Below are 10,971 nucleotides of genomic sequence, written 5' to 3' on the forward strand. Positions count from 1 at the left end.
CCGACAAAAACCTCTTACATATCTAATTCTTATCAGGAAAGTCTAAAATCCATAGACACAAGATTTTTTACAGCCTCCATTCATCAAATGGATATATGACACCATTTGAAAAAAGAATGCAGGCATGATTATGTCAAAACTTTTCCTTGTAAGTGTTACAAAAAAGCTTGACCATCTCAACCTTCATATCAAGGGCAATGCCCCTGTCATTGATTTCCTGATCCAGATGGTATTCATCCCATACAAAGCCAGGCACCGGATATCCTGAAAGTCTTTTCTGAATCGACATCTCCACTTCCACGTCCCTCTTGTTGTAGGATTTGAAGAGATCCCATTTTTCCTGATCATGCTCCGGGAGATTTCTTGTCCTGCCTCCGTTTGCCTTCGTAGCCTTACACGGCACACAGAAGTACCTGATCAGATCACGGCCTTCCTTCAGTTTCTGCTGTTCAAGACCTAACACCGCGCCGGAACCTTCCAGTGACAACGGAAGACCCATATAGGCAGACCACACCATTGAACACCGCCATGCCTCCGGATCCAGGTAGTTCCGGACAGAATCTCCGTCTATGCTATAGCTGTGGAAATGATCCGGATGGTTCCGTCGCAGCCACATAGACAAGCACACCCTCTCAAAAGAAGCATTGAACGCCCATTTCACCACGGACCCATCCGATAAGGCAGAGATCACGTTCTCCGGTATCTCTTCCCCGCAGGCAAGATCGACCACCTGCACGTCACCGCCATTCACGGCATACCCAAACAGCAAGATGTCAAAGTCCGGATGCTCGACATACTTGTACACGCCGCACTTGTTCAGGTCATATCCTGAGTAAGTTTCGATATCTATACTCAATGTCTTAATATCAGACACTGTACCCACCTCCATTCAAAGAAGGCACCGACCGCTCCCGACCGATGCCCCCCGTCCGATTTACTGAGCAGCTTCTTCCTTCTTAGCCTGCTCTTCACGTTCCTGCTTTTTCTTCTCACGATGGTCGTGGATCTTTGTCCCGATCCACATAGTGAGAGTTGAAATGATAATCACTACATTGATTGTCGTGCAGGTAATAAGCACCTGCGAATATACTGTCTGATCCATTCTTTTTACCTCGATTCTTAGATTGTCACCGGCGGCAGCTTATACCACCGCCGGCTTTGTTTTCAGTTATGACAGGAAATCGTCATCCTCATCCGTAGCGAAGTCATCCTCGGCTCTGGACTTACCACCAAGAGGCTCGCCGTCACGGATCTTCTGAAGGTTATTCAGACCGCAGGCAATACCACGGTTTCCATTGCTGTTGAATGCATAGAAGTTGATGGAAGCCCTGCCGTACACTCCGGAATAAACCTCGGAGCGGTCAATAATAGGCTGTCTGTCTGCATCCACGATCCCAGGAGCTGTTCCGCTGTTGGCGTTGACAAAGTAAGCGTTGGCATAGGCCTCATCATCCGGTCTCTCTGTATCGCCATCCCTTAAGGGAGTCTTCAGTGCGGAGAGAGCAGGAACGCTTTTGCCGTTGCCCTTCAGCTTGCTCTGTCCCTCATCGTATGCTGCCTGGATCGCCGCTCTAATCTTCTCCAGCGTCTTTGTGTCAGACTTCGGGATAATCAGCGATACCGAAAACTTCGGAGCACCACCGTTGATGGACTTCGCGTCCCAGACATTTGCATAAGACCATCTGGTCTCAGGACCCGTGATAACCTTTGTCGGATTGATAAAATTCTTGTTAGACATAATGTATTTCCTCCTTAATTGTCTTTGAAATCTTCAGCCGCCGTATTCATGGCGGGCCGTTTGTCACTCTCCGGCACAAGCGCCGGTTTGCCTGGCGGCTTATAGGTAAGTCCGCCCAACAGTTCCTCAAATCTCTTCTTCCCAAGCAGGGAAGTCATCGCTGTAATACCAAGCAGCTTTTTCTCAAAGGGATCTTTCCCCGCTGCCTTCACCGCTTCAGCGACTGCAGCTTCATCGGTATACTTCCGGTTGCTCCTGCCCTCGACAACTTTGAAGCCAGGATATTCTGTTCCGGAAAGAGCCTGCTGCAGTGCATATTCCTTAACATCGCCCGCCCATGAAACAAGACTGTCGATCTTTGGCAGGATCGCCGCGATCTCTTCTTCATCCAACGTGTCCGGCATCTCGAAGTCATACCGTGCAAGCTCCAGATTGTACTCTGCACGCTTCCTGCAGGTCGCCTTAATCTTGCAGAACTGGCAGTGTTCTCCGGCTTTAAACTCACCCTTGCCTTCATATGCCAGCTTTGCGGTCGGCACCAGGACCTCTTCCGCCCAGGCAAGCAGTTCTTCCTTTGTCATGGAATATGTGCTGACATTTTCCCTGCGTGGCTGGTAGATCGTCATCCGGATCTCTCTGATATCGTAGATACCGTCAAACAATTCCACCGCTCCCAGCGCATAACACATCATCTGCGGATTCTTCTCTGCCGATACCAAAACGCCAAGACCATGTTTGTAGTCAATGATCTGAAGCACATCATCCGCCACGATCACGCAGTCACCGGTTCCGAAACCATCCTCTACCCATCGGGAGAAGTCCAGTCTCTGCTCCACCATGATCTGTGGATCCGGACAGTGCTTCTTCGCCTCTTCCACTTGTTCCATCACGTATGAGCAGTAGCCATCAGCACAGTCCTGCATTTCCTGATCATAGTAATCAAGGTTCTCTGTCGGATCTTCCACATCCCGGCCAAGAGCCTTTTCTACCAGGTAGGCACAGAGCTCATGGCAGTCAGTTCCCTGCTTTGCATAGGGACTTGCCCTGTCATCCACGCCTTCGCAGGCTTTTGCCGACGGCGGGCATTCCAGCCATCGGTGGGCTGATGATGCTGACAGAAACGCGTGTTTAGCCATCTCCCAGCACCTCCGCTTCTGCCTTCAGTTCACCGAACTTTGCCGGATCCACTTCAGACAGCTTGTCCGCACCGTACTTGGAGAGCAGTGCCTTCACCTCGCTGGTGTGTCCCTGTCTGGACTTCTCCGCAAGGACCGCCCTGACCTCTGCAAGCGTGACCTCTTTTGCCTTCTGCTTCTTTTCTGTCTTCTTCGCAGGCTTTTCTTCCTTTGTCTCCGCTGCCGGCTCCGCATCCGTTCCGGAGAACATCTCCGTCAGCGTTTCAGAGATCCCGATCAGCACCTCGCCGCAGCGCTTAAGCTCTGCAAGTTCCGCCGCAAGCTCGCTCATTTTTCCCATTGCCGCTTCCTCCTTCTTTGACTTCTTTCACATCCACCGATTCGACCGACTGTCCTGGCTTAAGCAGATACACCTGCGTAAAATCCCCGAACAGGAATCTGATCAGTCTCGCAGGAAGCCTTACGTCCGCTCCTTTGAGAACCGTCCCGGTATTGCCGTGTGGATCAGTGACGTTGATGGTGATCCTGTGTTTCAATGCCATCTTTTCCACCTCGCTTTCTGCAGGAAGTTCATCTCCCTTGCATATCCCAGTCAAAGAAAGAGGGGCGTTTTAAACCCCTCTTCCGAAAAACTTTTAAATTTCTTTCCTGCACATCTCAGTCAGTGTCTTCTGGATGCGACGCAGCTTCTTTGAAATGGTGTTCTGCGACACGCCTTTCTTCTCCGCAATCTCTTCCTGAGAATAGCCTTCCGTGAAATACAGTCTGTACAGATCCTGGTCTTCCTCCGGCAGCTCCGCCAGTTTCTCATAAAGAAGTTCCTTCTGCGGATCAGGCTCTTCCGCTGTCATCTCCGCAAGCTGTCTGGCATAGATACTGGTGTCCTGGTTCTCCGTCTTCATAAGGCCGTCCATCGAAAGATTCCAGTTCTTCTCAGGTTCTTCGCCCGGATGCTGTGCCTTCCATTCCTCAACTGCCTTCTTCTGCCAGGATTCCAGCTGCGGTCTGCTGTTCTTGATGTTGTTGTAGACCTCAGCGTCATCGAAGGAATGCAGGGACTTGATCCAGACCTCTGCTTCGCTGCCTTCGGTGATGACAGATACCGTTCCGTCATTGAACCTGTACACGTACTTGTCTCTCTCACTTGTCGGTGTTTTCCTGAATAACATCTTTTGCCTCCGTTCTGGCCCGGAGACAGTGAGACAAGACACCGACAGGCTTATCCCCCGACGTACCCATGATGCAAAAAGAGCGCAGTAAACCACGGGTACATCCACATCACATCCCGCTGTTGCTTCTTCAGCAACTGTCTGGAATGCAATATGTTCGTATCCTGTCCACTGCGCATCATGGGCCGATATGAAATTTGTAAATAGCTATTTGAGTATCCGCTGGACACCCATCAGAACCTTCATCCTCAGATGAGGACTCTGATCCGTATCCACCGTCCTATCTTCCTAAGCGGCTTTTGTGGTTGTTTTTCCGGTCATCAACACCTCCCTGTTGCTATATAAGGTTAGCCGATTTATAATGAATACTGTTATATGCCTAAAATATGATTTTGGAACGGAGTAAACAGTATTATGAATATAACTATATTTACTCAAAGACTGCAGGAATGCCGCAGACGGAAGTTCTCCAGCCAACAGGCCTTTGCGGATGCCTATATGCAGCGTTTTGGTATGATTCGCCAGGGTAAAAAGAAGATCGACAACAACATGTTTGGAACGATCCAGTCATGGGAACAGGGAAAATCAACTCCTACTGCCGATGTACTCGCTAACATCTGCGAACTGCTGGACTGCGATGCCGATTATCTTCTTGGCCGCATTGGTCAAAGGACTCATGACATCACCGACGCTCATCGTTATACCGGGCTCTCACCAGCTGCCCTGGAACAGCTACATGAATACCGCACGAACCTTGCAACTGAACCAGACTGGGCTGAAACTCGCGAGCTGGAAGAGAATTGGTCATCTCACAAGTATTACAAAGCCTTTGCTCTGTACCTGATTGACGAATTACTCACCGGCAGCAAATCTCATAAACTCTCCATCGGTATCCTCGATAGACTGTTTCAAATGATCTATGAGGAAGGCATTGGCGTTAAAAAAGAAGACTATGGAAGTGATGACGAATATGAGGATGAAGAGACTGACAGCAGAGAATTGTGGGCTGCTCAGACTCGCGAACAGATTGATATCATTACTTACCTGATCACAAACAACATTCGCGATATCCTCTATGAAAATGCCGTTGATGAAAAACTTCCGGATGCCCTGAGGATTGATACATCAAAAGGCACCTACTTCTTTTCCGTCTATGAATAACCCCCGAAGGGGACAGGCAGGCTGATCAATTAAGATCCGTCTCTGCCTGTCTTTTCCTGACCTACTTCTTCTTGCCGGTCTTCGTCTGAGACAATGCACTTCCGGCAACTGACTTCGCAGTCTTGCCGTAACGTCCGTCTCTCAGAATCTTGCTCGCCTTGCTTGCGACTGGCTTCGATGTCTGACGCTTGTTCATGACGTTTACCCCCTTTCTTTCAGGATGGCTTCATTGTAAATGAGGGCATGCCGTGTTGTATTTTTCAGCGACGTTGGTAGATGTTGGATAATGTTGGATGACTCAACATGAAAATGAGTACAAAAAAAGAGCCTGGGGATTTCTCCTCAGACTCTCTCGGACTGCGATATTATTTTTACTTTACACCCTTCAGCAGACCAAACCGGCTCTTGCCGTCATCTTCCTGCGTGAAGTGAATCATATTAACGCCAGTATAGTCAATCTTAGGCGGATCATTTTCAACCACAATCGTTTGACGTTTCTCCTGATGGGCGATCAGGTACTTGAACAGAGAGGCCTGCATGCCCTCTGATGCTTTTACAGAGACTCTTTCTTTCAACGTAAGGATCGGTGAATCCAACACGATGATATCTGATTTGTACTTGCCGTATTTTTCAAGATACTCCTGCAAAGCCAGTATCATGATGACATTTACAAAAGCTCTGTACCCTTCACCAAAAGTCTTTTTCGCATGACCGTTTACACTTACATCGAAAGTCGCTTTCGAGAAAACGGAAATATCATATCGGTCATAGCGGCATTCTCTGAAGATGGAATCTATAATGGTATCCCACCGTTGCATTATTTCGTCCGTGTAATGAGCATCCACGTCGAACTTTAATTCAAGTCCATCTTCAGCTTCAAATTTCTTCAGTTCTTCCTTCATGTCTTGTTCCATATCGGAAAGAACCTGCTCTTCTTTTGAATACTCAACTGCCAGTTTATATTCAAGCAGGTGATCCTGTAGTGCTGATATTCTTGGCCGCATCTGTGACTTAATCTGTTGATCAAGTGCATCCTTTTCTGTAACCGCTTCTGATCTACGCGCTTCAAGTCCCTTGATTGCTGCTGCCAGTTCATCCTGAGCATCCTGCAAATCACTAATCTTTGGAACCAGCTTCTCTACTTCTGCTTTAGCCGGTTCAACATATGATTTCCTCTTTGCCGCATCTACTCCGCTACCACAATACGGACAGTTTACCGGCTTCTTGATTTTTTCACCCTCAATGTCGCCTTCAGCGATAAATGTGAGTCGGCGAATGTCGGATCTGTACTGGCTCCGCAATGCCTTATATCTGTTTCTAAGTGCTCTGCTTTCTGCCAGTTGCTCATCGATGTCCACAATTTCCGTTGCCAGCTCTCTGCTCTTAACAATAGCAGCGTTCATCTGCCTCTCAGCTGAATCAATCTCCTTAAGAACATCACCGATCTTCCTCTGCAGCTCATCCATAGTCAGCCCTTTATAGCTATCCTTCAGAGTCTGCTTCTTCGTCACAAGTGTTGATATTCTGGTATTGATAAAGGATTCAACCGCTTTACGCCGTTCTTTTGCTTTATTCTTTTCTTTCGGATCCTGGTCTTTTAGGAAATTGTCACCCAGCATCAAATACAAAATCGCAGCCTTGGTTTTTGGCCACTTCGGATACTGCGAAGGCATCAGAATACTTTCTGTCTTGGAGATTGTATCCTCATCCACCAGAAACATATGCCAAAGCGATGAGAAGTTCAGTCTCTCCGGTGTAAAATCGTTTTTCTTTATTATCTGTGTTGGCTCATCGATTCCCATAAGTGTAAGCCACAGATCTCCAATTCTCTTTTTGCCGGAAGAGAGACTGTAATCTCCGTTATCGATACCATTGACGTTTCCTGATACCGTTATTTTTTCTTCATCCAGCCTCCTGACTAATGTGAGAGGCTTACCATCCACATCGAGGATCATATGTATAGTGTCAAAGCCGAAGGTATCATCAATCTCCGAATCTTTTTTCCCATACATAAACTTGATGCACTTTGTAATATAGCTTTTTCCTGTTTCTGACGGTCCGTAAATAATGTTCAGCCCCGGCGTAAGATCCACCCCTGAGGTTTCGACACCGCTGCCCGTCAGGAATATTTTCTTTATGTAGTACATGATCTCATCCTCCGTGCTGATTCTATTGCTTTTTTATCGATTTCTGAGCGCATTTCCTTCTCAGAATAATTTGCATATTGCTGGAAAACCTTACGTGCAATTTCCCGGTATTCAATGGAGTATGCGCTTTCCATCGCTTTAGTATAGTCAAGTCCTGCCGCAGAAATCTTATATGCGAACCCGTCCTTTGTAATAACAGTCACGAGACCATCAAGGACAAGCTGCTTTATAGCAATCCAACATAGTTCTTGCCTGCTGGCAAACTCTCCGTATTTATATTTATTATCTCCGTGAAGGTTCTCTTCTCCGATCCCGAAATCTGCGCTATATATTGTAATAAAGTCATAATTCACGATCTCTTCTCTGGAAAGAGCTCGTTTTGTCTGGGATAACAGCAGGAGGATCCGAAGTTCCATTTCAAAATCCGAATTAAATATTTTCATCATCCACCCACCTTATTTGCTTATCATTCACAAGCATATGACAGACACCTTGCTTCTCGCCTGGACCCATCCAGTTTAGGAGCATGTCGTCAATTGCCTTTGAGAGCGGCGTGCCGCCTGCCCTTTGTATAACGGCACAAAGTCTCTTATATCCGTCGTCATACGGACTGTCACAGGTCTGGATGATGTAGTCATATACCTCACCCTTTGCCTTATCAAAGCATTCCGACTCCTTCAGCTTCAGCATATCTTTTGAAGCCTCAAGAATTGTTTCTGCCATATAATAAAACCTGCGCTGCCGATCGAAATCTCTCAAAAAACGTGCATTACCTGGAGCCTGAAGATCTTCACGCGCCATCTCAGGAACCTTGGCCGCATCTGCGTAGGCCGCTAAAAGTTCTGTCGCATAAGTCAGCTCATGCTCCGCAAGTTCCTTTGGCGGTGTCATAGGATCTGGCTTCTTATAGCGCTGCTTCATCAGATTCTCGAACTCTTCGATATCATCTGTCTCTGCAAGCGGCTTTGACTTTTTCTTTCTTACTGGACGCTGGAATAACCCATTTTCATTCTTAATAGCCAAAAGGAATGTTGTAGACAGGAATGACGCAGTCTCACCATCAGCGTAAAGCTTCTCTAGTTTTTTCCGTGTTGTCTTTTGTATTCCCTTGTCATCATGCACCAGCTCCAGGATCCCATCCAGAACATCCTGCTCTTTATCCGAATAGATCTCAGGCACAACATTGTCTTCAAAATACTGTTCTATTCCTCTGACCACTGCGGAATTGTCAGCACCGTCCTTAATACCCTGCGGAATGCTCTGCGCTCCATGATACCAGTCTCTGGCTTCTGTTCGGGAAATCTTATAAGGCTTTCCCCATCTGTTCTTTACGGAAGGATATTTGGTGATAGAAGTCAGCAAAAGAACAGCCATAGGATGCATACCATTCCTACGGAGCCCTACTTCCATCTTATGAACATATGATGAATAATTGAGCATTCCCACCAAACGTCACTTCCTTTACTATGATTTACTCCACTCCCAGCGCCTTGAACACTGCATCTTCCGCACTCTGATACGGGATCAGCTGGAAAGCGCTCATAAGCTCCGGCGGCACCGTTGCGAAATCCACAAACGATGTCTGCGGGAGCAGAACCTTCTTCGCTCCACAATCCAGGCACACCTGCAGCGTATCGGCCAGGTTATCTACCTTGATCAATGTACCGCTGATACTGATCTCACCCAGGACTGCTGTTGAGCTCTGCACAGGCCTTCCCAAAGCGATAGAGCACAGTGCGATCAGCGTCGGCAATGCCAGCTTTCCAGTCATGCCGATTCCCTGCAGATCCTGATAATTGATGATGTAGTCCTTCTGCGTTGTGCTGATGGATCCGCTGATCCGGTTGCCGTTCGCCTTCAAGAAATTGAATGCCGTATTAGAAGATTCCTTCGCATCACGGTCAGATCCAAGACCAGTTCTCTCCAGCTTACCGTTACCCGGCAGCATCTGGCTCTCCAGACGGAACACTCCGATCATGCCGGACTTGCCCTGCGATATGGTGTAGACCTGTCCCGGATTGCACATTCCTTCAGGGATCAGCTTTCCGCCGCCCTGCTCCGGAACGGATACATAGTGCTCAGACATGTCTTCCAGATCAATATAGGAGAAGTTCACGTCATAGAATTCCATACCGCCCAGCTTCTTCAGCTGCTCTTTGACACGGCGGCGCATCTCCAGCGCGATCTTCAGGATCTCTTCCAGCTGCTCCTTCGTATAAACACCATCCGGATACATCAGCTTTACAAGACCGCCGACCATCTTCCGGACCGCAATGGTATCTCTCTGGTTCAGATTTCTTCCCAGACGGAAGTATTCATCCAGGGCATCGCCATATTGTTCCTTCCGAAGCTCCCGGACGAACTCAGACAGATAATCTGTGATGAACCCATAGTCATCGGTAAAATGCTCCGGTCTGAACTTCGGGATCTCCCAACCAGGAATATAGCAGTGCATACGGTCAAGGAATGCCGTATCGGTTCCCATTTCAGGCGGGAACGGATCAAACAGACTGGAGGTCTTCAGCAGCACATCTACACTCTGATTGATATTTCCAACAAAGACCATTGATGCGGATGCTGCCTTCTCTTCTTTACCTCTGGCAAAGGACCCGGATGCCATGTAGTCCTTCATGATCTGGATGCCGTCTTTATCTTTGAAGTTAATGCCGGCAACCTCATCGAAAGCCACGCAGTCCCACAGGCCTACCAGGCCGACAGTCTTCCTTCCCATGTTATAGAAAAGGTTCGCTACCGTGGTCTGCCCACCGGACACCAGGATACTGTTCGGTGAGATTTCTTTATAAAGATGTGATTTACCTGTGGATCTCGGACCCAGCTCACACAGATTGAAGTTATTCTCGACCAGCGGAACCATACGCAGCAGAAGCAGCCATTTCTCACGCTCTGTCAGCTCATCCGGCTCCATACCGATCGAACGCATCATGATGTCCAGCCATTCATCCTCTGTGAACTGCTTGCGGCCTTCCTTCAGTTCCTCAATCTCGACATGAGGCATCTGGATCGGAGTCAGCTTACGGATCTGTACCGGCATGCCGTTCTTCTTTTCTTCTTCTACATATTCATAGTCCAGCTGCACGATGCACCATATACCGCCGCAGAGCAGCCGGTCATATTTCTCCGGATACTCATCATCCAGAAGGACATTCGTGATCCCCAGATTCGAGAAGCTGGCAACATACAGGTTCCGCTTCATATCCAGTCTTGCCGTCACCATGTCGATGACGGTATAGCTTCCCTTCTTACGAAGTCTGGACAAAACCTTCTGTGCCTCATCCGGACGGACAAAGTTCTCCGCCAGGATCTTCTTTACATTCTGCACACCCTGTTCAATAACTGCATCATCGTCCGAACTGCAATACTGTCCCAGCAGGAACTCCAGGACATACACCGGTACATTCGCACCTTCCTTGATTTTCTTTGTCAGATCCTTTCGGACGATCTTCCCGTCAAAGCACTGACGGAGCTTATTCTTAATCTCTTCGCGCTTATCTACAGCGCCTTCTGCGATCGGTTCCATGCTTCTCTCCTAGTATAATAATGGTGTAGTCAAGAATGACTACTGGTTAATAGTTACAAAGTCCAATCTAATAAATCTATAT

12 protein-coding genes and 1 pseudogene are annotated in these 10,971 nt (G+C 47.9%); 1 reads left to right on the forward strand and 12 read right to left on the reverse strand.

Annotated elements, in window-relative coordinates:
- Nucleotides 1-178: 178 nt before the first annotated feature.
- The 7 genes and pseudogenes from NFR99_RS13215 to NFR99_RS13245 form a co-directional block, all read right to left on the reverse strand.
- Nucleotides 179-889, reverse strand: a pseudogene (locus NFR99_RS13215) (hypothetical protein); the annotation flags it as partial.
- Nucleotides 890-934: 45 nt separating this feature from the next.
- The gene (locus tag NFR99_RS13220) at nt 935-1,102 is read right to left on the reverse strand and encodes a hypothetical protein (protein ID WP_251353876.1); all 168 of its coding nucleotides are present in this window, start codon (nt 1,100-1,102) and stop codon (nt 935-937) included.
- A 66-nt stretch (nt 1,103-1,168) separates the two neighbouring features.
- Nucleotides 1,169-1,738 carry a DUF2815 family protein gene (locus NFR99_RS13225; protein ID WP_251353877.1) on the reverse strand — a complete coding sequence of 190 codons (570 nt, stop codon included), beginning with the start codon at nt 1,736-1,738 and terminating at the stop codon, nt 1,169-1,171.
- Between the two features lie 14 nt (nt 1,739-1,752).
- Entirely contained in the window at nt 1,753-2,874 is a 1,122-nt protein-coding gene (locus NFR99_RS13230) for a DUF2800 domain-containing protein (RefSeq protein ID WP_251353878.1), read from the reverse strand.
- Nucleotides 2,867-3,214, reverse strand: a complete 348-nt coding sequence (locus NFR99_RS13235; RefSeq protein ID WP_251353879.1) for a hypothetical protein — start codon at nt 3,212-3,214, stop codon at nt 2,867-2,869. The genes NFR99_RS13230 and NFR99_RS13235 overlap by 8 nt, the downstream gene beginning before the upstream one ends.
- Nucleotides 3,171-3,416, reverse strand: coding sequence for a hypothetical protein (locus tag NFR99_RS13240; protein WP_029200906.1), 246 nt, complete (start codon nt 3,414-3,416; stop codon nt 3,171-3,173). The genes NFR99_RS13235 and NFR99_RS13240 overlap by 44 nt, the downstream gene beginning before the upstream one ends.
- A gap of 93 nt (nt 3,417-3,509) precedes the next feature.
- A complete protein-coding gene (locus NFR99_RS13245; RefSeq protein ID WP_251353880.1) occupies nt 3,510-4,043 on the reverse strand; it encodes a sigma-70 family RNA polymerase sigma factor in 534 nt (177 codons plus the stop codon).
- Nucleotides 4,044-4,457: 414 nt separating this feature from the next.
- Here NFR99_RS13245 and NFR99_RS13250 point away from each other — a divergent pair, with 414 nt between their 5' ends.
- Complete coding sequence (locus NFR99_RS13250; RefSeq protein WP_251353881.1) at nt 4,458-5,204, forward strand: helix-turn-helix domain-containing protein; 747 nt, start codon at nt 4,458-4,460, stop codon at nt 5,202-5,204.
- A gap of 61 nt (nt 5,205-5,265) precedes the next feature.
- Here the strand turns inward: NFR99_RS13250 and NFR99_RS15325 are convergent, their stop codons facing one another.
- The 5 genes from NFR99_RS15325 to brxL all read right to left on the reverse strand — a co-directional run bounded on the left by NFR99_RS15325 (nt 5,266) and on the right by brxL (nt 10,889).
- Nucleotides 5,266-5,400, reverse strand: a complete 135-nt coding sequence (locus tag NFR99_RS15325; RefSeq protein WP_277613463.1) for a hypothetical protein — start codon at nt 5,398-5,400, stop codon at nt 5,266-5,268.
- Nucleotides 5,401-5,575: 175 nt separating this feature from the next.
- Nucleotides 5,576-7,351 carry a hypothetical protein gene (locus NFR99_RS13255; RefSeq protein ID WP_251353882.1) on the reverse strand — a complete coding sequence of 592 codons (1,776 nt, stop codon included), beginning with the start codon at nt 7,349-7,351 and terminating at the stop codon, nt 5,576-5,578.
- The gene (locus tag NFR99_RS13260; protein ID WP_251353883.1) at nt 7,339-7,797 is read right to left on the reverse strand and encodes an ABC-three component system middle component 2; all 459 of its coding nucleotides are present in this window, start codon (nt 7,795-7,797) and stop codon (nt 7,339-7,341) included. The genes NFR99_RS13255 and NFR99_RS13260 overlap by 13 nt, the downstream gene beginning before the upstream one ends.
- Complete coding sequence (locus tag NFR99_RS13265) at nt 7,781-8,791, reverse strand: ABC-three component system protein (RefSeq protein WP_330642205.1); 1,011 nt, start codon at nt 8,789-8,791, stop codon at nt 7,781-7,783. The genes NFR99_RS13260 and NFR99_RS13265 overlap by 17 nt, the downstream gene beginning before the upstream one ends.
- A 31-nt stretch (nt 8,792-8,822) precedes the next feature.
- Nucleotides 8,823-10,889 (reverse strand): protease Lon-related BREX system protein BrxL, encoded by a 2,067-nt coding sequence (gene brxL / locus NFR99_RS13270; RefSeq protein ID WP_251353885.1) that lies wholly within the window; start codon nt 10,887-10,889, stop codon nt 8,823-8,825.
- Between the last annotated feature and the right edge of the window lie 82 nt (nt 10,890-10,971).

It is taken from the genome of Hominisplanchenecus murintestinalis (genome assembly GCF_943193015.1).
Taxonomy (GTDB): domain Bacteria; phylum Bacillota; class Clostridia; order Lachnospirales; family Lachnospiraceae; genus Hominisplanchenecus_A; species Hominisplanchenecus_A murintestinalis.

Bases quoted from the DNA above. Each gene is read 5' to 3' on its own strand.
- NFR99_RS13220 (WP_251353876.1), bottom strand. From the start codon at position 1,102: ATGGATCAGACAGTATATTCGCAGGTGCTTATTACCTGCACGACAATC.
- NFR99_RS13225 (WP_251353877.1), bottom strand. From the start codon at position 1,738: ATGTCTAACAAGAATTTTATCAATCCGACAAAGGTTATCACGGGTCCT.
- NFR99_RS13230 (WP_251353878.1), bottom strand. From the start codon at position 2,874: ATGGCTAAACACGCGTTTCTGTCAGCATCATCAGCCCACCGATGGCTG.
- NFR99_RS13235 (WP_251353879.1), bottom strand. From the start codon at position 3,214: ATGGGAAAAATGAGCGAGCTTGCGGCGGAACTTGCAGAGCTTAAGCGC.
- NFR99_RS13240 (WP_029200906.1), bottom strand. From the start codon at position 3,416: ATGGCATTGAAACACAGGATCACCATCAACGTCACTGATCCACACGGC.
- NFR99_RS13245 (WP_251353880.1), bottom strand. From the start codon at position 4,043: ATGTTATTCAGGAAAACACCGACAAGTGAGAGAGACAAGTACGTGTAC.
- NFR99_RS13250 (WP_251353881.1), top strand. From the start codon at position 4,458: ATGAATATAACTATATTTACTCAAAGACTGCAGGAATGCCGCAGACGG.
- NFR99_RS15325 (WP_277613463.1), bottom strand. From the start codon at position 5,400: ATGAACAAGCGTCAGACATCGAAGCCAGTCGCAAGCAAGGCGAGCAAG.
- NFR99_RS13255 (WP_251353882.1), bottom strand. From the start codon at position 7,351: ATGTACTACATAAAGAAAATATTCCTGACGGGCAGCGGTGTCGAAACC.
- NFR99_RS13260 (WP_251353883.1), bottom strand. From the start codon at position 7,797: ATGATGAAAATATTTAATTCGGATTTTGAAATGGAACTTCGGATCCTC.
- NFR99_RS13265 (WP_330642205.1), bottom strand. From the start codon at position 8,791: ATGCTCAATTATTCATCATATGTTCATAAGATGGAAGTAGGGCTCCGT.
- brxL (WP_251353885.1), bottom strand. From the start codon at position 10,889: ATGGAACCGATCGCAGAAGGCGCTGTAGATAAGCGCGAAGAGATTAAG.